Source organism: Melioribacteraceae bacterium (assembly GCA_030584085.1).
Classification (GTDB): Bacteria; Bacteroidota; Ignavibacteria; order Ignavibacteriales; family Melioribacteraceae; genus SURF-28.
On the sequence record CP129490.1, the window covers coordinates 2,471,183 to 2,495,529 of the forward strand.

At 34.6% G+C, this 24,347-nt stretch carries 20 protein-coding genes; 17 read left to right on the plus strand and 3 right to left on the minus strand.

Translation table 11 applies throughout. From position 1 onward, the window contains the following. Positions 1-25: 25 nt before the first annotated feature. From QY331_11360 to QY331_11370, 3 genes are all read right to left on the minus strand, one after another. Entirely contained in the window at positions 26-1,339 is a 1,314-nt protein-coding gene (locus QY331_11360) for a T9SS type A sorting domain-containing protein (GenBank protein WKZ68545.1), read from the minus strand. Between the two features lie 325 nt (positions 1,340-1,664). Continuing rightward, on the minus strand, positions 1,665-2,990 hold the full coding sequence (locus QY331_11365) for a T9SS type A sorting domain-containing protein (protein WKZ68546.1): 1,326 nt from the start codon (positions 2,988-2,990) through the stop codon (positions 1,665-1,667). Between the two features lie 94 nt (positions 2,991-3,084). Next, complete coding sequence (locus QY331_11370; protein WKZ68547.1) at positions 3,085-3,855, minus strand: ABC transporter permease; 771 nt, start codon at positions 3,853-3,855, stop codon at positions 3,085-3,087. A 361-nt stretch (positions 3,856-4,216) separates the two neighbouring features. Here QY331_11370 and QY331_11375 point away from each other — a divergent pair, with 361 nt between their 5' ends. The 17 genes from QY331_11375 to rnr all read left to right on the plus strand — a co-directional run bounded on the left by QY331_11375 (position 4,217) and on the right by rnr (position 24,309). After that, positions 4,217-5,287, plus strand: a complete 1,071-nt coding sequence (locus QY331_11375) for a branched-chain amino acid aminotransferase (protein WKZ68548.1) — start codon at positions 4,217-4,219, stop codon at positions 5,285-5,287. Between the two features lie 119 nt (positions 5,288-5,406). Beyond that, positions 5,407-6,042, plus strand: a complete 636-nt coding sequence (gene lexA, locus QY331_11380) for a transcriptional repressor LexA (GenBank protein WKZ68549.1) — start codon at positions 5,407-5,409, stop codon at positions 6,040-6,042. Between the two features lie 12 nt (positions 6,043-6,054). After that, positions 6,055-6,297, plus strand: coding sequence for a hypothetical protein (locus QY331_11385; protein WKZ68550.1), 243 nt, complete (start codon positions 6,055-6,057; stop codon positions 6,295-6,297). Between the two features lie 5 nt (positions 6,298-6,302). Next, positions 6,303-6,686 carry a hypothetical protein gene (locus QY331_11390; protein WKZ68551.1) on the plus strand — a complete coding sequence of 128 codons (384 nt, stop codon included), beginning with the start codon at positions 6,303-6,305 and terminating at the stop codon, positions 6,684-6,686. A 105-nt stretch (positions 6,687-6,791) separates the two neighbouring features. Continuing rightward, on the plus strand, positions 6,792-7,619 hold the full coding sequence (locus tag QY331_11395) for an isoprenyl transferase (protein ID WKZ68552.1): 828 nt from the start codon (positions 6,792-6,794) through the stop codon (positions 7,617-7,619). Between the two features lie 34 nt (positions 7,620-7,653). Beyond that, complete coding sequence (gene bamA, locus QY331_11400; GenBank protein ID WKZ68553.1) at positions 7,654-10,083, plus strand: outer membrane protein assembly factor BamA; 2,430 nt, start codon at positions 7,654-7,656, stop codon at positions 10,081-10,083. A 24-nt stretch (positions 10,084-10,107) separates the two neighbouring features. Then, positions 10,108-10,638, plus strand: a complete 531-nt coding sequence (locus QY331_11405; protein WKZ68554.1) for an OmpH family outer membrane protein — start codon at positions 10,108-10,110, stop codon at positions 10,636-10,638. Positions 10,639-10,654: 16 nt separating this feature from the next. After that, positions 10,655-11,170, plus strand: a complete 516-nt coding sequence (locus tag QY331_11410; GenBank protein WKZ68555.1) for an OmpH family outer membrane protein — start codon at positions 10,655-10,657, stop codon at positions 11,168-11,170. An 8-nt stretch (positions 11,171-11,178) separates the two neighbouring features. Further along, positions 11,179-12,225, plus strand: a complete 1,047-nt coding sequence (lpxD, locus tag QY331_11415) for a UDP-3-O-(3-hydroxymyristoyl)glucosamine N-acyltransferase (protein ID WKZ68556.1) — start codon at positions 11,179-11,181, stop codon at positions 12,223-12,225. Next, positions 12,225-13,640 (plus strand): bifunctional UDP-3-O-[3-hydroxymyristoyl] N-acetylglucosamine deacetylase/3-hydroxyacyl-ACP dehydratase, encoded by a 1,416-nt coding sequence (locus tag QY331_11420; GenBank protein WKZ68557.1) that lies wholly within the window; start codon positions 12,225-12,227, stop codon positions 13,638-13,640. The genes lpxD and QY331_11420 overlap by 1 nt, the downstream gene beginning before the upstream one ends. 13 nt (positions 13,641-13,653) lie before the next feature. Then, positions 13,654-14,430, plus strand: a complete 777-nt coding sequence (gene lpxA, locus QY331_11425; protein WKZ68558.1) for an acyl-ACP--UDP-N-acetylglucosamine O-acyltransferase — start codon at positions 13,654-13,656, stop codon at positions 14,428-14,430. Then, on the plus strand, positions 14,427-15,176 hold the full coding sequence (locus QY331_11430) for a hypothetical protein (GenBank protein ID WKZ68559.1): 750 nt from the start codon (positions 14,427-14,429) through the stop codon (positions 15,174-15,176). Before lpxA ends, QY331_11430 begins: the two co-directional genes overlap by 4 nt. A gap of 27 nt (positions 15,177-15,203) precedes the next feature. Continuing rightward, on the plus strand, positions 15,204-16,268 hold the full coding sequence (locus QY331_11435) for a hypothetical protein (GenBank protein WKZ68560.1): 1,065 nt from the start codon (positions 15,204-15,206) through the stop codon (positions 16,266-16,268). A gap of 1 nt (position 16,269) precedes the next feature. Further along, positions 16,270-17,259 (plus strand): D-glycero-beta-D-manno-heptose-7-phosphate kinase, encoded by a 990-nt coding sequence (rfaE1, locus tag QY331_11440; protein WKZ68561.1) that lies wholly within the window; start codon positions 16,270-16,272, stop codon positions 17,257-17,259. A 2-nt stretch (positions 17,260-17,261) separates the two neighbouring features. Further along, complete coding sequence (rfaE2, locus tag QY331_11445; GenBank protein ID WKZ68562.1) at positions 17,262-17,738, plus strand: D-glycero-beta-D-manno-heptose 1-phosphate adenylyltransferase; 477 nt, start codon at positions 17,262-17,264, stop codon at positions 17,736-17,738. Between the two features lie 2 nt (positions 17,739-17,740). Next, on the plus strand, positions 17,741-22,216 hold the full coding sequence (locus tag QY331_11450; GenBank protein ID WKZ68563.1) for an AsmA family protein: 4,476 nt from the start codon (positions 17,741-17,743) through the stop codon (positions 22,214-22,216). Further along, positions 22,216-24,309 carry a ribonuclease R gene (gene rnr, locus QY331_11455; GenBank protein WKZ68564.1) on the plus strand — a complete coding sequence of 698 codons (2,094 nt, stop codon included), beginning with the start codon at positions 22,216-22,218 and terminating at the stop codon, positions 24,307-24,309. The genes QY331_11450 and rnr overlap by 1 nt, the downstream gene beginning before the upstream one ends. Positions 24,310-24,347: the final 38 nt, after the last annotated feature.

Genomic DNA, 24,347 nt, shown 5'->3' on the forward strand with positions numbered 1-24,347 from the left:
TTGTCCCTACGATGATAAATTAAGATTATTTTAGAAGTGCCAGTTTACGAGTTTGAATATGATTACCATAAGTAAGCGAATAAAAATAAATTCCGCTCGGTAAATCACTTGCATCAAATTGTATTTGATAACTTCCGGCAGATTTTACTTCATTTACTAAAGTACGAACTTCTTGACCAAGCAAATTATAAACTGTAAACTTCGCTTGTTGGGACAACTCATGAGTTGTCCCTACGTTTGGAAGTGTAAAATTAATTGTTGTTACCGGATTAAACGGATTAGGATAATTTTGTTCTAACGCGAATTCAAACTGCATTTCATCTTCAACACTAGTTACACCACCAAGATCAACTTCCACAGTTTTCGAGTAAGCATCAGTACCATCATTATCAATTTGTCTTAATCGGTAAAAAACTTTATCTAAATCTGGTAAATCGTTATCAGTATAAGAATAATATTTTGGTGAGTTGGTTGTACCATGTCCGTGTATAAATGTTAAAACTTCCCATTCAGAATTCTGAGTTCCGAGTTCTGAGTTCTGCCTTTGGACTTCAAATCCTGCATTGTTTGTTTCAGTTGCGGTTTCCCAATTTAGTCTAACAGAATTATCAACAAATTCAGCATTGAAGGAAGTTAGTTCTACCGGAAGTACGGAAGTAAATGTTATGTCATCAAGTGCAATCTCATCACGAAAACTTGGACCACTTACATCAGCGGTACTCCAACGGAGATATAAAAAATCATTTTCAGCAACGTCCAATGAAGTCAAGTTTATATTTCTATTAGTTGATACCCAAGCTGCTGGATCATCAGCCGCTTCAGGCGTTGTAAAATCCGCTGCTGAGACGTCGATATATGACGAATTGTCAGTTGAATAACTAAAATTAAACGAACTAGACCGAGCTTCATCGTTAAAAACCCAAATTACATAAGAGAGTGATAATTCAGTAATAGGGGTAGAACCAGTATTTTGAAGTCTGAGAATAAAATGGCCTGGGTTCATATCAAGAGCGGTAGGTTGCGCTCCAAGCGCAAAATTTTCAAAACCTACTGCAAAAGAATAAATACCACCAGTTGATACGCCACCTACGCTTGCACCACGTGCAAAGTCACCAGTGGTAGCTGTTCCACCAAATGATAGAACCCCATCTGAAAGTCCTTGAACAATCCACTCATTAGAATTTAGTTGACCTGCTGCTGGAGTTGGCGAAAAACCATTACCCGTGAAGGAATTAAAATCAATTGTAGCTGGTGGCGAACCTATTGAGAATTCAACTTGAGCGAAGGAAATAATATTTATAAACATGAAGGTTAAAAGCAAATGTAATATACCTCTCATGATGCCCTCATTTATTAATTAAAATGATCTTTATAATACAAATCACTTCAAATTAATACAAGTAAAAAGGAAAGATTTAAAATGGTAGATTTATTTCAATATAATAATAACCAAAAGGTATAATCAATGATAAGTATAATTACGGAACTGAGGAATGTTGCAACTACTTTTAATTTAATTGAGATTTTATCGGATGATCGATTTAAGAGTACTGAAGTAAAAAAATTCTTACATTCTTTTAATCATGCAGTCTGAGCAAGTTAAAAAATATTTAGGTTGAATGTAAATTTGTAGTGGACGCAAATTAAACGCCCACTACATAAAACTATTTTAGAAGCGCAAGTTTACGAGTTTGATTATGATTACCATAAGTAAGCGAATAGAAATAAATTCCGCTCGGTAAATCACTTGCATCAAATTGTATTTGATAACTTCCGGCAGATTTTACTTCATTTACTAGAGTATGAACTTCTTGACCAAGCAAATTATAAACTGTCAACTTTGCTTGTAGGGACAACTCATGAGTTGTCCCTACGCTGGGAAGTGTAAAATTAATTGTTGTAACCGGATTAAACGGATTTGGATAATTTTGCTCCAACGCAAATTCAAACTGCATTTCATCTTCAACACTAGTTACACCGCCAAGATCAACTTCCACAGTTTTCGAGTAAGCATCAGTACCATCATTATCAATTTGTCTTAATCGGTAAAAAACTTTATCTAAATCTGGTAAATCGTTATCAGTATAAGAATAATATTTTGGTGAGTTAGTTGTTCCATGACCGGGTATAAATGTTAAAACTTCCCATTCTGAATTCTGAGTTCCGAGTTCTGAATTCTGCCGTTGGACTTCAAACCCGGCGTTGTTTGTCTCGGTTGCGGTTTCCCAATTTAGTTGGACTGAGTTGTTGGCATATTCTGCTTCGAATTTGGTCAGTTCTACAGGAAGGGGAGCTTGAGACCAAGAATCGGAGACACGAATGCCATCAATTATAATGTCTTGAGTACTTGTATATTGTCTTAATGATATATTCTCAAATGAGGAAAAATCAGCAGTCCCAACACCTAGTGGACCTAATGTAGAAGTTACGGGTTCAGAACTAAAGTCAGCACCATCTGCAAAAACGTACATAGTAACAACATCATCATCAGAAGTGGTGTTATTAAATGTATACTTAATAACAATTAGATATGTAGTACCGAATGAATAATTATTGTCAGTATAACTCTCAGCTTCAGAAAATTTTGAGAGCCCTAACTCAAAATCGCCGGTCCCATCTTCTGTAACCCATACTCTACTATAATGAGATGTACTAGATCTTAGATGTAAGAAATACCCATTTGGAGCATCCCCAACATTTATAAGGAAAGATATATATATATTACCTGAATTAATGGATGTAAAACTTCTATTTACATCTTCTCCAGTGTTTGATAAAGATGCTGCATTTCCGATACCAGACATCGCATAATCAGTAAAGGTCAAACCAGTTGAGGTAGAAACTGGGTTGGTACCCCCACCACTATGAGCTGTCCATCCATTATTGGTTAACAAACCTGTAAAATTAAAATTTTCCTCCAGATAAAGAGTCTGAGCATTGATTCCATGAAATAAAGATACTAATAAAATAGCTAGAAATAATTTCCTCATAACACCCTCTTTTTTCATCAAAATAATTGTTAAAATACAAACCACCATTGATTAAAACAAGTAAAACTGATTTTTTAACAAAACGATAACAATTCTAAAATATAATTGACCAAAGAACATAGTCAATTATAAGAATCATTGCGGAACTGAGGACGAATGAACGGATTGTGGAGTTGCCTACTCCTTCGGCACCGCCTTCGGTTGCAAAGCCAATGTGACAACCAAGTAAAGAAGTTATTCCACCGAAGAAAATTCCTTTAACAAGACCAAAGAAAAAATCGCCAAGTTCAAAAAATCTTCTTGCAGAATCAAAGAACACATTAAATGAAATATCCAAAAAATAATTTGAGATAAAGAAAGCGCCGATAATTGCAATCGCGTTTGCAATAATTATTAATACCGGCATCATCATTACCGCCGCAAAAAATCTTGGTACGGCTAAATATCTAATCGGAGAGATTCCCATAGTTTTAAGTGCGTCAATTTGTTCGGTCACTTTCATAGAACCAATTTCGGCGGCAATGGAAGCGCCGACTCTACCGGCAATAACAATTGCCGTTAAAACTGGACCAAGTTCCGTTATAATTGCTCTCGTTGTTGCTGTACCAAGAAATGACAAAGGAGCAAGTCCTTTTAATTGAAAAGCAGCTTGCCAAGCGGCTACCGCACCTGTAAACACAGCAATAATTATGACAAGCGGAAGAGAGTTGACACCAATGTGTTCCATTTGCTGAAGAAGATGCCACCTGTGTTTTATTAAACTTGGAGCAAATTTTAAGATTCTCAAGAATAGAATTGTAATCTCACCTAGTTCCTCAAAAAATAAAAGAGTCTTTCTTCCCAAATGTTGAATTGCTTTTGTCATTTAAAAATTTAATAAAATTGATTTTTATTCGATAATAAATATACGGACAAAATTAAGAGAAAAATTGCTTTAACGTTTCAAAAAGTTGATGCGATGGTAAAATTAGTACACTTGAATCTTTTTTTCATTGTGAATGTAGAAGAATTTATTATATTACCACTTCCTGAAGTGTTATAATTTATAGAAAGTGATGTCTATTTTGAGCTTGATTAATACATACATTTTAAGCATCATAATACCAAGTTTGGTAATCATTAGAGTGATTACCAATTCGTATATGAGATGCCCGGTAGTGCCCTCCACCGGGCATTTTTATTTTAAAAAATCATCTTAAAACCCCAATAAAAATATGGTGACAGATATGGGAAATATTAGTTTCGATATTATGGAGCGTGAGTCAAAGGTTGAGATTCCGGAAAAATTAATCTTCGGTAGAACATTTACTGATCATGTATTTGAAATGGATTACGACTCCGCACTTGGTGGATGGCATTCACCAACAATTAAAGAAAGAACTAAACTTGAACTGAGTCCTGCCGCAATGGTTTTACATTACGGACAATCTATATTTGAAGGACTTAAAGCTTACAAACATCGAGATGGGAAAATTGCATTGTTCAGACCCGAAAAAAATATTGAACGATTAAACAACTCTGCCGAAAGAATGTGCATCCCTCAAGTGGACTCAAAACTTTTACTCGAAGCGATGCTAGAGTTGGTAAAATTAGAGCAGAATTGGATACCAACTTTACCGGGACATGCACTTTATATTCGCCCTGTTGTATTCGCAACCGATCCTTTTCTTGGTGTAAAACCATCGACAAATTATAAATTAATTATAATGTTAAGTCCGGTTGGTCCATATTATCCCGAAGGCTTCAAACCCGTTCCTATACTTGCGACAAATGAATATGTTCGTGCTGTTCGTAAAGGTGTCGGGGATTGCAAAACTGCTGGTAATTATGCCGCAAGTTTATTTGCACAACGTGAAGCAATTAAACAAGGTTATACTCAAGTCTTGTGGCTTGATGCTATTCATCTAAGATATCTTGAAGAAGTAGGTACAATGAATATCTTCGTTAAATTTAAAAATGAAATTGCTACTCCAAATTTGACCGGGTCAATATTACCCGGCGTTACAAGATTATCAGCACTCCAAATTATGAGAGATTGGGGTTTGAATGTGAATGAAAGATTAATCGGAATTGATGAAATACTTGAAAGATATGATAACGGTAGCCTTGAAGAAATGTTCGGTACCGGAACTGCCGCTGTAATTTCTTGTGTAGGTAGATTAAAATATAAAGATAGAATCCTAAAAATGTGCGAAGATACCGGCGGAGATTTCAGTAAAAAACTTTACAACGAATTAACCGGAATTCAAAACGGCACTATTGAAGATAGATATAATTGGCTTACCTATGTTGATTAATTTCATGGCTTAACCCTCATGTAATTCTAACCCGCCTCTTCGGCGGGTTTTTTATTAAACTTTTTTCTTGACAAGTGCTCATATGTACACTATATTTGTAGTGAACAAACGAGCACTACATGAAACTAAAACTAACAGATCGTCAGCAGGATATTTTGAATTTCATTCAGCAGTATCTTGATACCAACGGTTATCCTCCGACTTTGAGAGAAATTGGGAAGAAATTTGACATTTCCTCAACTTTTGGTGTTAAACGTCACTTAGAAGCTCTCGTTAAAAAAGGTTACTTAAATATTGAATCTCACCAAAGCAGAGCGCTTTCCATTGTAGATTCTGTTGCATCAAAAGTTCAGCAAATAGCCGAAAAATTGATTGAAATCCCAGTTGTTGGTAGAGTTGCAGCCGGTTACCCTATTCTTGCCGAAGAAAATATTGAAAATACTCTTGTAGTAGATCCTTCTTTTGTTCAGAATAATCCTAATTGTTTTGGATTGAAAGTACGAGGCGATAGTATGATCAATGCCGGAATTTTTGAAGGTGATACGGTTATAGTCAATCCGCAAAAAGATGCGTCTAATGGAGAAATTGTTGTTGCACTTCTTGGTGATGAAGCAACTTTGAAAAGATTTGAGAAAAAGAACAATTACATTAACCTTATACCGGAAAATGAAAAATATCAGACAATCACTCTAACAAATCGAGAAGATTTTTCGATAATAGGAAAGGTTGTCGGAGTTTTCCGGCTATATAATTAGTTAGAGGTTTTTATGAAATCAGAAATTTTTGCTCACGCAATAAGAAGTAGAAAAAGAGTTCGCTTCATCTATAACTTGGATGAAATCATTTTGGAACCTTATTTCATCTCAAAAAGTAGAAATGGAAAGAAGGTCATTTACGGAAGACCAAATAATACGAGTGAAGTAAAGAAATTCGAGTACGATAGAATTTATAACATAAAAGTTATCGATTTTAAAAAGTTTTCACCCATAATCCCGATTTTATCGGCATAAAAGTCATGAACGCGCAAGTTAAAACACAAAATAGAGTGGATCAACTAATTCATCACTTCTGGAAAAATGGTTTTCTTACACTAAGCAGAAGATATGGAAAGTTCTTACCCGAACCGAAACCAATCGGTCAATATCAAGTAGATGCAGTTGGCAAGTATAAAAAGAAAATGGTACTCGGTGTTATTTTACGCGAGGAAGAACTGAATGACCCTAAAATTATTTCCAAGTTGGATTATCTCGCATCTCAACATGTAAGAAGTTCGACAAGAAGAGTGACTCTTTTTTTGGGTGTTTCGGAAATTCATTTAAACAAAGCACGAATGATTGTTAAGTCTTTACCTGAATCATCACAAAAAAAGATAAAATTGATACCGCTTAACGACGAATAATTTAAAACTTTCCTACCCCTATAAATTATTATAATATAACGAATTTCTTGACTTTCTAAGCTCACGAAACTATTTTGCTTGGTCTAATAATAATTTAAAAGCACATTGGCAGCAACTCTCACAGAACAAGATAAAATAAGATTCAATCAACTAAAACAAACCGGTGAGATTCCTAAGCATATAGCTATTATTATGGACGGCAACGGTAGATGGGCAAAAAATAGAAATCTACCTCGTGTTGCCGGACATAAAGAAGGCGTCGAATCTGTTCGTTACATGGTTGAGTCATGTGCACACTTGGGTGTTGATGTGTTGACACTCTATACTTTCTCTACTGAAAATTGGAATAGACCAAAAGATGAAGTTTCGACTTTGATGAGACTCATTGTTAAGAGTTTACAAAACGAAACTAATGAGTTACACAAAAATGATATTCGTTTAACTGCTATTGGTAACATTAAATCCTTGCCGAACATAGTGCAAAACGAGCTGCATCAAGCAATGGATAAGACCGCGAATAATAAGAGATTAACTCTTAATTTAGCACTGAGTTATAGCGGCAGATGGGAACTTTTAGAAGCAGTAAAGACTATAATCGACGATTTCCAAAAAGGTATTATTACCAAAAAAGATATCAACGAGCATTTAGTTTCGCAGCACTTAACAACAAAAGATTTTCCCGATCCGGATTTGCTCATCCGAAGCGGTGGTGAATATAGAATTAGTAATTTTTTATTATGGCAGCTCGCATATTCCGAGTTGTATGTTTCAGATGTACTCTGGCCGGATTTCAGAACTGAAGAACTTTATAATGCAGTTAAGGATTTTCAAAAAAGAGAACGAAGATTCGGTTTAGTTAGTGAACAAGTTTCCCAAAAGACTAAAGATATTGATAATGCAAAAAAACTCTCTAAGCAGAAAGCTGAAATATAGTTTAATATTTCTCTTAATCCTTACCGCAACCTCAATGGCACAATTCCAGAGAACTAATTACAAAATACTCGGAATCTCTGTTCAAGGTAGTGAATCAGCCGATCCGCAGACCGTTATTGCTAACAGCGGATTGAAAGTTGGTGATGAAATTGAAATCCCCGGTGATCAAACTGTAAATGCAATTACTCGCCTCTGGTCACTTAACATCTTCTCTGATATTGATATTGCAATTGAGAAGAAAATTGATGACGGTGTTTTTCTTGTCATAAAAGTTTCCGAATATCCGAGAGTTGAAAAAGTATTGGTTTCTGGAAATGACGAACTTGACGATGATGAGATTCTAGAGGTCGGTGATTTTATTCGTGGACAAATTTTGAGAACACAAGAAATTTATAAACGAATAACTAAAATCAAAAAGCTTTATGATGAAGAAGGTTATTTGAATGCTAAAATTACACCTCAGTTTTTCACTTATTTGCGTGCCGATACTTCAGGAAAACAAATTACCGTTACATGGAGAAATGAAAAAGATTTTTCTTGGGAAATTGAAACCGAATATGATTTTAATCCAAATATTCCAACTCGTATAATTGATAGAGTTATAAATCGTAAAGTGTTGGTTTATGAAATTGATGAAGGTGATGAAGTTATTGTGCGTAAAATCTCCTTTGTCGGTAATGAAGCTTTTGACGACAGCGATCTTAAAAGTACTTTCGATGAAACTACAGAAGCGGCTTGGTGGAGATTTTGGTCAAGCTCTAATTTGAAAAAAGAAGATTTAGAGAAAGACAAAAGCTTATTAAAAGATTTTTATAACGAAAACGGTTACCGTGATTTTGAGATATTAAAAGACACTTTAATTTACAACGAAAATAAGACAGACGTTGAAGTTCAGATCTCCGTTTTCGAAGGACCTCAATATAAAATTAGAAACGTTTATTGGAATGGTAATACAGTTTATCCTGATTCTGTTCTTTCACAAAGATTAAATTTCTCTAAAGGGGATGTTTATAATTATACAAAATTTAATCAGAACCTACGCTTTAACGAAAATCAAACTGACGTAACTGCAATTTATCAAGATAATGGCTACCTCGGATTTAATCTCCAAACTCGTGAAGAAAAGGTCGCCGCTGATTCTCTTGACATTCATGTTAACATAGTAGAAGGAAATAGATTTAGAGTTGGCCAAGTTAGTGTTGAAGGAAACACAAAAACTAAGGACAAAGTAATTAGAAGAGAACTTTATACAGTCCCCGGTGATTATTTTAGTCGAAACGGAATTTTCAGAAGTATTCAGCAGCTTTCTAACTTACAATACTTTAATGTAGAAAAACTTTATACAGAAGGCGTTGATTATCGTCCAGCTAACGATAGTACTGTAAATCTAATTTATAGAGTAGAAGAAAAATCGAGTGACTACTTGAATGCTTCTGTTGGTTATAGCGGTAGTTTCGGATTTTCCGGTGCTATTGGTGTTACTTTAACGAACTTTTCTATCGCCGAACCTTTCCAACTTGGTGGTGGACAAATCCTAAATTTCAATTGGCAATTTGGCGTTGGTAACTATTATAGAACATTTAGTTTTGGTTTTACAGAACCATGGTTCCTTGATACACCTACACTGGTTGGTTTTGATTTGTTCGATACAAGACAGCGATATATTTACGATTTAAGACAATCAGGCATCACTCTAAAATTAGGTCGAAGATTAACATGGCCTGATAACTTTTTCTATGTCCAAGGAAGATTTAAATTTCAGTACAATGATATTATCGAAGGACGCGGATTTTATACAGAAGGGCTATCAAGACAATATTCTGTCGGAGCAACAATCTCGCGTAGTGATATTGATAATCCGATTTTCCCATCACGCGGAACTAAATTTAGTGTAAGCGGAGAACTTAATGGTGGTCCCCTTTTACCAGGTGAAGTGGATTACTATAAATTTGAATTCGGGTTTGAATGGTATAAAAGATTATTCAATTCAAACCGGCTAACATTTTATGCTTCGGCAAACCTAGGCTACATGGATGAGCTTAGAGCAGGTACACCTATAAATCCATTTGAATATTATTTTATGGGCGGTAATGGTCTAATTATTGCCACAACTCCGTTAAGAGGATATGACGATAGATCAGTCGGACCTAAAAACCCAAACAACTTGGATGATATAATCGGTGGTAGAGTAATGACTAAATACACTGCCGAAATTCGAGCAGCAATTACTCTTGATCCTATTCCGCTATACTTTTTGACATTTGTTGAAGCCGGAAATGTTTTTCTCGATATTCCAAACACTGATTTTTTTGAGTTAAAACGCTCGGTTGGTGTCGGTGCAAGAATTATGATTAACCCAATAGGTTTAATAGGTTTTGATTTTGGTTATGGTTTTGACAGACCTTCTGTTGACGGCCAAGATCCACAATGGCAATTCCATTTTCAATTCGGAAGAGGATTTTAATTAAATAATAATAATGAGGTAAATGTGAAAAAGGTATTTTTATTTTCAATTGTTCTTCTTTTTATGACAGTTGCTTTAACAGCACAAACAACCGGTCTAAAGGTTGGATTTGTTGATTCACAGGTAATTTTGAATCAATATCCTCCCGCAATTAAAGCACAAAGTGATCTAGACGCAATGATCCAAAACTGGAATAAAAAGATTGACAGCATGACAGTGGCTCTTCAACAAGCTTATCAAACATATCAACAACAAATTGAAAGCATGACACCTGAAGCCAGAGCAACAAGAGAACAAGAGATTGTTGGTCAACAACAAAAACTTGATCAATTCAGACAGTCAAAATACAATCAGCAAAATGGCGAACTTTATATTAAGCAAGAAGAAATGTTGGGTCCAATAAAACAAAACGTATTTGATGCAATCGATAAAGTTGCGAAAGAAGAAGGTATGAATTTTGTTTTTGATAAAGCCGGCGATGTTGTTCTCCTTTATGCCGACCAAGAATTCGATATTACCTTTAAAGTACTCGACAAACTCAAAAGAGGAAAATAATTTTTAGGTAATCAAAATGAAAAGACTATTAGTTGCATTAGTTCTATTAGGTTCAGCTTTTACATTGTCTGCCCAACTAAAAATTGGGTATGTTGATTCAAACACAATAATGTCTAAACTTCCGGACGCTACTGATGCGCAAGCCAGATTGGATGCCTTAATTGCCGAATGGCAAGAAGAACTCCGCAAGATGGAAGATGAATGGCAATCCAAATATAATGATTATGATCAACGTAAATTGATTATGAGTGATCAGAAAAGATCCGAGACTGAAAAAGAGTTAGTAGCTCTCGAGACTAAAATTACATCATATAGACAACAGAAGTTTGGACCTACCGGTGATCTCTTCAAAAAGCAGACCGAACTGATGGAGCCTGTACAGAACAAAGTATTTAATGTTATTCAGGAAGTGGCTGAGGATTTAGAACTAGATTTTGTATTCGATAAAAGTGGTGATATAATCTTTTTATATACTAAACCTGAGCATGATATTACTCCACTTGTTCTTGAAAAGTTGGAAATAGAACAATAAATTCCAATATGAAAATAAAAGTTACGGAAGCCGCCGATTTAGTCGGCGGTTTTATATTTGGAAATCCGGAATTAGAATTCGCCAACATAGCTAAAATCGAGGAAGCTGTTGAAGGCGATTTGACCTTTCTATACCACCCGACTTACTATAAATTTCTAAATACTACCCAAGCTTCGGTCGTTTTAATAAAAGATGATATTGAACGAACTCGAGAAGATATAACTTACATAGTCGTTAATAATCCTCAATCCGCACTTCAAAAAATTTTAACGCAGTATTTTACTTATAAAAATGAAATAGAAGGAATTCATCCAACAGCGATAATAGCAGAATCCGTAACACTTGGGACTAATGTCTCGATCGGTGCCAATGTTGTTATATCGAACGGATGCAAAATTGGTGATAACACAAGCATATTGCACAATACAGTAATACTCGAGAATGTTACGATTGGTAAAAATACACTTCTCTACCCAAATGTTTCTATAAGAGAAGGATGCAATATTGGTAACAATGTTATTATTCACTCGAGTACGGTAATTGGTTCAGACGGATTCGGTTTTACACCGGATGAAAGAGGTGTATATCAAAAAATACCTCAAATAGGAAATGTGATAATTGAAGATGATGTTGAACTCGGTTCAAATGTTTCCGTTGATCGCGCATCTTTTGGATCAACAATAATTAAAAAAGGTACCAAGATTGACAACTTAGTTCAAGTAGCTCATAATGTTATTATTGGTGAGAATACTGTGATTTCAGCTCAGACAGGAATTTCCGGGAGTACAAAAGTAGGTAAAAATTGTATGTTTGGCGGACAAGTTGGAATTGTTGGACACATCGAAATTGCAGACGGGACAATGATTGGTGCTCAGTCCGGAGTCGCGAAAGGAATACCAAAAGGTGGTAAGTATTTTGGTTCACCCGCAAGAGAAATTGGTTTAACTATGAGACTTGAAGCTCATTTCAAAAATTTGCCCAGCTACGTTGAACGTATTCAAAAACTTGAGAAGAAAATTGAAGAATTAACAAAGCAAAATCCGAAGGAAGAATAATGCTTGAACTACAACGAACTATAAAAACTCCGGTTACAATTTCCGGGGATGGATTGCATACAGGAACGACATCAACAATAACATTCAAACCTGCTCCGGAAAATTACGGTATAAAATTTATTAGAACTGATCTGGGAGGTCAACCGGAAATTCCCGCGATTGCTGATTACGTTGTTGATATTTCAAGAGGTACAACAATTGGCTTAGGTGATGCAAAAGTTCATACAGTTGAACATGTCCTTGCCGCTGTTGTCGGTTTACAAATAGATAATATAAAAATTGAAATTGACGGAATAGAACCCCCCGTTGGTGACGGCAGTTCAATGCCATTCGTTGAGAAATTATTGCAAGCCGGATTTGTTACTCAAGATGAACCTAAAGATTACTTAATTATAGATGAAACAGTAATGCATCATGACGAAGATAGACAAGTCGACATAGTTGCCCTTCCTTTAGATGGTTACAGATTAACAGTTATGGTCGACTATTTCAATCCTGCTCTTGGAAGTCAACACACAGGTTTATTCGATCTTGAGAAAGAATTTGTAACCGAATTTGCTCCTGCTCGAACCTTCTGTTTTTTAAGTGAAGTTGAGCAACTTGCCGATGCCGGCTTAATTAAAGGTGGAAATCTTGATAATGCCGTTGTAATTGTTGATCATGATATTGACCAACAGGGCATTGATAGAATAATGACTAAAGTTGGTTTTAAAAATAAAGTGGAAATTGGTCCAACCGGATTTTTAAATGATAAATCACTTCGATACAAGAATGAACCGGTACGTCATAAGCTTCTAGATTTGATCGGAGATTTAGCTTTAATAGGTGTTCCAATTAAAGCTCAAATACTGGCAGCACGACCCGGTCATAAAGCCAATGTTGAATTCGCTCAAAAGATTAGAAAATTATATCAGCAAAAAAAACTCGTTAGAAAATATCAGTTCAAAAAAACCGAAGGTGTTGTATTAGATGTAAATGCTATACAAAGAATTCTTCCTCATAGATATCCTTTCTTATTAGTCGATAAAATTATCGAACTTGATATTGAACGAAAAGTTGTTGGTATAAAATCAGTAACAATTAACGAACCATTTTTCCAAGGGCATTTCCCCGGTGAACCTGTTATGCCAGGAGTATTATTAATTGAAGCAATGGCACAAACCGGTGGAATTTTGTTGCTTAATTCGGTAAAAGATCCTGCAGAACATCTTGTGTTTTTCTCAGGTATTAATAATGCGAAATTTAGAAAACCGGTCGTCCCTGGAGATCAACTGAGAATTGAGATTGATTTATTAAATAAGAAAAAGAACTTCTTCCAAATTAAAGGTAATGTATTTGTTGAGAACACATTGGTTGCCGAGGCAGAAATGATGGCAGTTGTAACCGATAGACCTCCTCAAAGTATTGAAGAATAAAACTTGGTAAATTATGAGCGAAATTCATCCAACAGCAATTGTAAGTCCAAAAGCTAAAATTGGCAACAATATTAAAGTGCACCCCTATGCCATTATTCACGATGATGTTGAAATAGGTAATGATTGCGTAATAGGCCCCTATGCTGTAGTATATAATGGCGCACGAATCGGGAACAAAGTATATATCCATCAATCAGCAGTAATAGCAAATGTTCCTCAGGATTTAAAGTTTGGAGATGAAAAAAGCTACGTTTATATCGGTGACAATACAACCATCCGTGAGTTTGTTACAATACATCGCGGGACCGGTGAAGGCGGCTTTTCTAAAGTTGGAGAGAATTGTTTACTTATGGCTTATGTTCACATTCCGCACGATTGTATTATTGGGAATAATGTAATACTTGCCAACACTGTTCAGATTGCAGGTCATGTTGAAATAGATGATAATGTTATAGTTGGTGGTGTTACCGCAATTCATCAATTCTGTAAAGTCGGTAAATATAGCATGATTGGTGCTGCAACCAAAATTACGCAAGATGTTCCTCCATTTGTGCTTACCGGAAGAGAACCAATGAGATATATGGGATTAAATGTAATTGGGCTGAGAAGAAGAGGATTCAGCGGCGAAGATATTTCCACTCTTAAAAAAGTTTATTCCATCATCTATGATTCAGGTCTAACCTTAACAAAAGCTAAAGAAAAAATTGCTGAGGAATACGGGGATGTACCTTCGGTAAAAGAATTATTGGATTTCCTTCAACGAAGTAATAGAGGAATTATCAGGAAATGAAATTTTTCCTAATTGATGATGGTACTTTTTCAGGTGAGCACAATATGTCGTTTGATATTCAACTTGCCGAAAATTGTAAAGATGATGAACTTTTTTTTAGATTGTATCAATGGAAACCTTATGCTATTTCTTTAGGTGCAAATCAAAGTTTTTCTGATGTTGATTTAGAAAAAGTAAAAGATGAACAAATTCATGTTGTTAAACGTCCGACAGGCGGTCGTGCAATTTTTCATTCTGAAGAAATTACCTACTCATTTATCTGTCCCCTTTCATACGGATTATCCCCAAAAGAAATTTATCAATCAGTTTCGGAAGCTTTAGTTTACGGATTGCTGAGATATGATAAGCGATTAGATGAAACTTCTTTGGAACAGCAGCAACCGAACTTCACTCAAATATTACAAAATAAATCCGGTGGTATATGTTTCGCCTCAACTGCAAAAAATGAAGTTAAATATACCGGTAAAAAATTGATTGGAAGCGCACAGAAGAAAATGAAAAATGTTGTTCTTCAACATGGTTCAATACTTTGCGGAACTAAACATAAGGAATTGGTAAATTTCCTCAACTTTCCTATCGAAACAAAGCTCGAATTAAAAAAAGAGATCAACGATAAGACAATCGAGATCGAATCTATCCTAAACGAAAAAGTGGATTATAAAAGATTGCGAAATTGTTTAACTTTAGGTTTTGAAGAATATTTCGGAATTGAATTTAACAGGACTCTCGTTCCGGAATTAAAATAATATTTATAATCTTATACTTTTTACTTTATGCCAAAATTTCTCATAATAGTTTTGTTGGTGTTTGCCAATACATTAATCGCCCAAAAAGATATTGAAAAATATTTAAACGGAATTGATGTACTTGATATTGCCGGTGACGGATCGAACATCTGGTTTGCAACTAATAGTAGCGGACTTTATAAATATTCATTATTGCAAGATGAATGGGAAAATTATAATTCATCAAATGGATTGCAAAATGATTTTATTTACTCGGTTACTGCAAACTCTAGATATGTATGGGCAGGCTCAATAGACGGTTTGTTTGTATTCGACCAAAGAACAAAAAGATGGTTAAAAAGAAAATTCAGCAAAGGTGGTCAGTTAAGTAATTGGATTCGCTCAATTGAATATGATGTACTTCAAGATGTTGTGTGGATTGGAAGATTCCTTTACTTAACAAAATTTGATATTAACTCAAGAAGATTTACTGATTTTGATTTAACAATTAACAAGGATGAAAAAAGTAATACGATTAAAACCATTGCTCTTGATGGAGATAGTCTAGTTTGGTTCGGGACTGAAAATGGATTGCACAAATATAATAAGTACATGGATTTATCAGAACCGGGTGCACTTTCTTATTATGATAATCGTTTAAATTATTTTAATGGTGAAGGAGAAAATATATCTGTAGCTGATATTTTATTCGAAAGAAATTTTGTTTGGATTGGACTTGATCAATTTATTACACCGGATAATCCAAATTACAATATAGGCGGGCTATATAGATATGATAGACGAAATGAGTGGTTAAGAATTGATAGTTATTCAGGTTTAGACGGCGATGGTATTTATGCCCTCGAAAGAACCGGCAATTATATATGGGCTTCAATTTATGAGTTCTCAATAACTGCAAAAGAAGCTTTTGGACGTGGACTTGCATTAATAAATAGAATTACCGGTGAAGTCAAAATGCTAAACGATGAACGAATTCCAAATTCGATTCACGCTCTTTATTTTGATGGAAAAAGTATGTGGCTCGGATCGTCGGATGGTGTTGTTCGAATAAATTTATTTAATGAAATTGCTCAATGGGGAGATCACAAATAGAATGAATTTTTCTAAATCTAGATTGAAAGAACTATCCAATAACTTCAGCGGTAAGCGAATAGCTGTTATTGGTGATATGATGTTGGACTGTTACTTTTGGGGTGATGTAAAAAGAATTTCGCCGGAAGCGCCGGTGCCTGTAGTCGAAATTGACGATGAGTTTTTTCGTTTTGGAGGCGCAGCGAATGTTGCGTTGAATATTTCATCACTTGGTGGTATTCCTATCCCGCTTGGAGTTGTTGGCAATGACAATGACGGAAATATTTTCCAAAAATTGATTGATGAAAAAAACATTGATTCATCCGGACTTATTATTGATAACTCACGCCCTACCACAGCAAAAACAAGAGTAATTGCTGGCAAACAACATATCGTAAGAATTGATAAAGAAAGCAAACAAAATATTTCTAAAGAATCGGAAGATAAAATTCTTGGCAAACTGCGGTCAGAAATAAAAAATATTGACGCAATAATTTTACAAGATTATAATAAAGGTGTGCTCACCCCCCGTTTAATCGAAAAAGTTATTGATCTAGCTATTAAGAATAAAATAATTATTACCGTCGATCCAAAATTTAATAACTTCTTTAAGTATACTAATGTTACGTTGTTTAAACCAAACCGGAAAGAGACAGAAGATGTTTTTGGAACACACATGATGAATGATGAAGATATTCATAATTCCGGGCATAAATTATTAGAGAAGTTAAATGCGAAGTATGTTCTTTTAACACTAGGCGAAAAAGGTGTAGCGTTATTTGAAAAAGGTAAGAAAACTGTAAAAAGAATTCCAACCAAAGCTCGAAAAGTCTCTGATGTTTCCGGTGCCGGTGATACGGTGATTGCCACGTTAACTATTGCACTAGCAGCAGGAGCAAAAATTGATGAGGCAGCATATTTAGCTAATTATGCTGGCGGTTTAGTTTGCGAAGAAGTCGGGATAGTACCGATTCAAAAAAACAAATTATTTAATACAGTTGCCGAAGAATAAAAATGAATATTTTAACAGACCGAAAAGAACTATTAGTTATACGAGCTGAATTAAAAAGACAAAATAAAAAAGTTGTCTTTACAAATGGCTGCTTCGATATTCTTCATCCCGGACACGTTGATTATCTCAACAAGGCTAAACAATGCGGTGATATACTCATTGTTGCATTAAACAGTGACGCGTCGGTTAAAAGAATTAAAGGTGATAAACGCCCAATATTGAAATTAGAAGAAAGAGCATATCTTATTGGGAACTTAAAAGCGGTAGATTTTGTAACTTACTTTGAAGAAGATACTCCAGAGAATATTATTACAGAGCTGATCCCTGATTATTTAATTAAAGGTGAAGATTGGGATATTGATAAGATTATAGGCAGAGAAATAGTTGAAAAAAATGGCGGTGAAGTAAAACGTATCAAATTTGTCACTGATAGATCATCAACAGATATAATAAGAACTATAATTGAGAGATATAAGTAATTTTGAAAAAGACAAAACGACAAACAAAAAGATCTTTGTTTCACAAGATCGTCAACGTATTTATATCTATCGTTGTCGTTTTGATAGTTCTTATAGTATTATTTCTCGGTATAAGTCAGACTTCTACTTTTCGCGAATATCTCCGCGAGACAATTGTTGAAAATGTAAACAGCAGTATCAATGGGCGCCTGCATATTGGTAAGATCGAAGGGACAATTTTAACAACTATCACAATTAGAGATATTGCGCTCTCCGATTCATCAAACAATTCAATTTTTTACTCTGACAATATCGAAATAAAACTAAATCCTTTTGAATTATTGATTGGGAAAATTCTTTTACGTGAAATTGCCGTTAACAATGCACAACTTTCCTTACTTCAAAATGAGGATGGTCTATGGAATGTAGCAACTCTATCAGAACAGGAAACTGAGGAGGAAATGATTTCAGATGAGACCAAAAGTGAAAACGAATCATCATTCCCCTTTTTAATACAAATTAATGATCTCAATTTAATAAACATGAGATTTGTGGTTCAAACTTATGAGAATCGAGGAAACACAAATGTATATAGGTATATCGACTTTGACGACTTGGTAATAAATAATTTTAATTTTTCTGCTAAAGCAATCTTAGATATAGCAAATAACAACTACAGTCTAAACCTTAAAAAACTTTCTTTCGATCCGAATGTTGAGTTATTCAAGCTAAAGGAATTTTCTGGAATTTTTGTTTATCAAAATAAAGATGCAATTGTTCGTAATTTCAGATTGACTTCAGATGATTCGGATATAAGAATTGATGCTAAGTTAAACAAAGTAGATTTTTTTAACGAATTCTCCCTTGAAAAACTTAAAAATGCACCGGCGGATGTTGAAGTCAGTTTATCACCATTTGTCTTTGATGATTTGTCATCATTCTTACCGGTTACAAATTTATTAGGTGACAAAGTAGATGTTTACTTAAAAGCTAATGGCCCTTATGGTAATTTGAACCTTGAGAGTTTATCACTTAAAACCGAAAAAACTTTAGTACAAGCAAAAGGTAAAGTTAGTAACCTTCATATTCCCGATCAGCTTTTAATAGATGTCGAGATTTTTAATTCTTATGCCAGTTACAAAGATGTGGTTTCACTTTTACCGGGTGTAGATTTCCCGGACTTTTCAGAAATCGAATTGAAAAACTTGAATATTACTTTTAAAGGTGCTCCTACTAATTTTACTGCCGATCTTAAGTCTGATGTAAATAAAGGATCGATTGAAACTGTTGCTTCATTGAATCTTGATTCCGATCCAATGAAGTATGATATTAAGCTAAAAACCTCAAGAATTAATTTGGCACCGATTATTAGTGAAGCGTCATCATTGAATATTGATGCAAAAATTGTTGGTTCCGGTGTTTCACCTGAGGAATTGGAGTCGGTTGTTGATCTAAAAATAACTAATTCAACTTACTCTGATTATAAATTGGAAAATATTGAACTCTCAAGTACTGCTTCTAAAAAGAATGTCGAACTGAATATTAATGGTTTGGTTAACTCTGCAAAAATTTCAACGGTGGGATTTCTAAATTTTTCCGAATCAGATAAACCCCGATATGATTTTGACGGAAATATTTCCGAACTAAACTTAGCCGGCTTTTTAAACAATGAAGAATACGATTCTGATCTTAACTTTTACTTTGATGCAAACGGCCACCACTTTAACCTAGATTCTTTATATGGCATGTTCAATCTTAGAATGGACTCTTCTAGGTATAGTTCAAAAGTAATTGATCGAGCTAAACTTTCTCTTCAAATTGTAAAGACTGATGATAAACGAAATATTTACCTTGATTCTGATTTTGTTGACTTCACAATTACAGGAGATTTTTCTTTGGAAAATGCAATTGATGTTTTATCATATGAAGCGGCAATTATTGCAAAGATTTCATCAGAAAAGATTGAAGAGCTAAGTCCGCTGTATAAACCGGACTCGACAATTGTGCTCGAGGAAATTCCCGAGGATATAATTTCGAAAGAGTTAAACTTCGATTTCGCATTTAATTTCAAAGACTTCGAACTCATTTCTATTTTACTTGATGAAGAACTTGATATCGCGGGTTCAGGATCAGGATCGGTGAGCAATACTCGGGATAATTTTTCGATTAATACAGATTTATATATTGATTATTTGCTGACTGTAGGTGATGATGTTTTTTACATTTCCGATCTTGAAACAGATTTTAAATTTTCACGAGATAACTCTTCGCTAAAATTTGAAGATCTGTTTGGCGCTATTTCATTGAATTGCGATAGAATCTATTCCGGTTTCGATTTAGAGAATATTAAGTTCGACGTAATATTCAATCAGAACAAAATGTTCTTCAACCTAGAATCCTTCTTTGACAAAAAAATACTGATTGCGACCGATGGTTATTACATGATTTCACCTTACTCACAAGATATTGATCTAAACAATTTAGAACTCACATACAACCAAACATATTGGAAAAATCTTCGTCCAATTAAGTTAAATATCAAACCAGGAGAATCCCTCGACATTGAAGACTTCTCAATCTATAGTGGAGCGGCAGCCGTATTTATTAACGGGATTGTTTATAACGACGGCAGACAAAATCTTCATACTGATATTAAGCATTTAGATGGACTTTTATTAAGCAGATTACTTACCGGCGAAAACGTTCCGCTGTTTAATGCCAACCTTAATGTGGATGGTGATTTCTCCGGTACTTTTTCAGATCCCGTTATTGATTTCACAGTCAATCTTGATAGTGTTACATATGGCGGTACTTATTTCGGCAACTTATACGGTGAAATAAATTATTTTGATAAATTGATTAACATTGATTCTTATTTCATCGATCCTCAAAAAACTGATTCGATACCAAATCTTGAAATTACTGGTACTGTTCCTATTGATCTTAACTACCAACTTGAAGGTGAACGTTTTAATGAAAAAGATTCTCTTTCAATTCGAATTTTATCTGAGGAATTTAATCTGTCTGCTTTAGGTAATATTCTTCCGCAAATTAAAAATCAAAAAGGTTTACTAACTACAGATATTGTTATTGAAGGTACACTAGCAGATCCAAAATTAGCAGGCAGTATAACACTTGCCAATGGTGGCTTTAACTCTACACTTAATAATTTGGATTATGAGATTAATACTCTAATTACACTACAAGGCGATAAATTCAATATCGAAAAATTGTCTATTATAAATGCAGGCGGTACTGCAAACGCTGGGACAATGAATATAAAGGGATCAGGAGACATCGAAAATCTTATTCCGAATAATGTTGTGTTAAAAATAAATGGCGACTTGGCTGTTCTTGGTAACAGATCTCGCAGTGTGCAGCCATTGATTTACGGTGATCTTTTTATCGGAACTAATGGTGATTGGATTTTTGAATACAATTCAAGCGGTGCTTCGATAATAGCAGATGTGAGATTAATAAACACTGATTTAACTTTAATTGCTGAATCCTCGGGCTACCAAGGAGGAACAACATATGAATATACTTTTATCGAAGACACAACAAACATAGATAGAATTCAGCAACAGTTAGAAGAAATAGTATCCTCATCACGAAACAGGGAACCCATATCTGAATCGGAATTGAATTTTGATTATAAATTGAACATCGAAACGGCGAATATTGTAAAATTGGAAATCGTTCTTGCTCAAGCGTTAAATCAAAAACTTAGTGTCGAAGCCCTGGGTAATCTCAAATTTGAAAGTATTGAAGGCAGAACATTAGCTCAAGGTTCCTTTAATTTGCTAGATGGTTCTAAGCTAGAATATTTCAAAACATTTGAAGCCGAAGGATCAATTCGTTTTGAGACTGAAATTACAGATCCATATTTGAATGTTGTTGCAACTTATAGAAGTGATTATCTTCCTCCGAACAGCACAACCAGCGAAGAAGTCGCGGTGAAATTGAGATTAGAAGGACCGGTTAGCGAATTGGGTACAAACCTTGTTAGTCATACCGATAATATTTCGGTTTATGTTGGAACGAGAAATATTGAGAATAACATTCCGGATGAAAGATACGATGCTTCTGATGCGGTTTCCTTCGTTTTGGTTAATCAGTTTAAAGCTGACCTAAGTGCACAGAATAGACAAGATGTAGCAAATCAGACAATTGGAGTGAACACCGGTGCATCGTTGCTTGGTGGAATCTTGACAAGATTCGTAAACTCGGCAGTCGGTGATGTTGTCAACAACATTCAACTTAGCCAAGCCGGTGAAGACACCAAGTTTGCCGTTTCAGGCAGATTCTCTAATTTTAAGTATAGTTTTGGCGGAACTACCGAATTATTTCAAAATATTAACAAAGCAAATCTAAGAGTTGATTACCTCTTCAATCCAAACTTTTTAATTCGGTTGGAAAGAAAAGATCCATTGGTACGAACTTTTGGTATTGATGATAAAATAACTGAGTTAGGATTAAAATACAGGTTCGAATTTTAATGAAGAAAGAAATAAAGGCATTTTTTACAAGACATCCATCTGTTAAAATTAAACCTCGCGAACTTTCGAAAAAGTTAAATGCGAGAGAACCACATCTTTATGAAAAATTAAAAGAAACATTATTCAGACTCTACAAAGAGGGATTATTGGAGAAAGAAGGCAAGAGATATTTTCTTCATTTGAGTCAAGCCCAGAAAAAAAATAATGGTGTAATACAAATAATTGATGATGGAAAATATGCCTTCGTTGTTTTAAACGACTCTTCGATTAAAGATGTATTTGTTTCAGAAAGAAATTTAGGTAATGCACTCAATGGTGATGTTGTTGAAATAGAGATTTTCGATAAACAACGTGGGAAAAATAAAGAAGGAAAAGTATTACGTGTAATCGAAAGAAAAAATAAAGAAATTGTCGGCAAATTGGTTAAAAGTAATTCGACCTATTTCGTGATTCCGGATCAACCCGAACTTCATCGCGATATATATATTCATAAGCAAGATTTGCATGGAGCAAAAAATGGTGACAAAGTTTTAGTGGCTGATATAGTTTGGGATGATAATTCAGCAAACCCACAAGGAGTAATAAAAGATAATTTTGGCAAAGCTGGAAGTTATGAAGCTGAAATAATGAACATAGCCAGAGAATTTAACCTGAATTACAAATTTCCTCCAAAAGTAATTAACCAGGCGAATAAAACTGAAATTGATATAACTGAAGAAGAAATTAAATCGCGCATGGATATTCGCGATAAAATTGTTTTCACAATTGATCCGGATGATGCTAAAGATTTTGATGATGCCCTTTCAGTTGAAGAGTTAAGCAACGGAAATTTATTAATCGGTATTCATATTGCTGACGTTGCTCATTACGTTACCGAAGGATCACCAATTTTTAAGGAAGCACAGAAAAGAGCTAACAGTGTTTATCTTGTTGGGACAGTTATTCCAATGCTTCCGGAAAAATTATCGAATCAAATTTGTTCACTTGTACCGAATGAAGATCGGTTAACATTTAGTGTTGTTATTGAAATGACTAAACGAACTAAAATAATTGATTACAAAATTTCTAAAACAATTATAAATAGTAGGCGCAGATTCACTTATAACGAAGTGCAAGAAATTCTTGATCACAACTCGGGTGATTTTTTTGAAGAAATCTCGTTACTAAACAAAATTGCAAAACAACTTCGATCAAAAAGAATGAATCAAGGCAGTATTAATTTTCATACTCCTGAAGTTAATTTCAAACTTGATGAAAATGGTGTTCCAACAGACATAATAATAAAAGAGGTTAAGGACAGTCACAAACTCGTTGAAGAATTTATGTTACTTGCAAACCAAGTAATTGCGACGCACGTAAACAAGCAAAAGAAAAACTCAATTCCGTTTGTTTATCGCGTGCATGACTTACCCGATGAAGAAAAGTTAAAGGAGTTTGCAAGTTTTGTAAAATCACTTGGTTATACTTTTGAACCGAGTGCTGCAAATAAATCAAAAGAGTTCCAAAGATTACTTGAAGAAGTCGAAGGAACTTCAGACGATGCATTAATAAATGAAGTTGCAATCCGTTCTATGGCTAAAGCTGTTTACTCAACGGACAATATTGGTCATTACGGATTGGGTTTTAAATATTACACTCATTTTACATCACCAATCAGACGTTTCCCCGATTTGATTGTACACAAAATTTTATTTGATAACTTGCATGGCAGAGATTCGGGATATAACTCAGCAAAACTTGAAAGTATTTGTGATCACTGTTCGGCTCAAGAAAGAAGTGCAATTAACGCCGAAAGATTGTCCGTAAAATTGAAACAAATGGAGTACTTAAAGAATCGAATAGGTGAAGAATTTACAGCTATAATTTCCGGAATCACCAATTTTGGAATTTTTGTTGAATTGAGAGAAAACCTATCCGAGGGTTTAATTCGTTTAAGAGATATAAAAGACGACTACTATATATTTGATCAAAAACAATATGCAATTATTGGACAAGATACCGGCAAAAAATATAGACTCGGTGATAAAATTAATGTAAAACTTATAAGAGTTGATGAATCAAAAAGAGAGACGGATTTTGCTCTTTTGAATTAATAAAAATCTTCCAATTTTTAACCTAAAAAAGGAAAGCA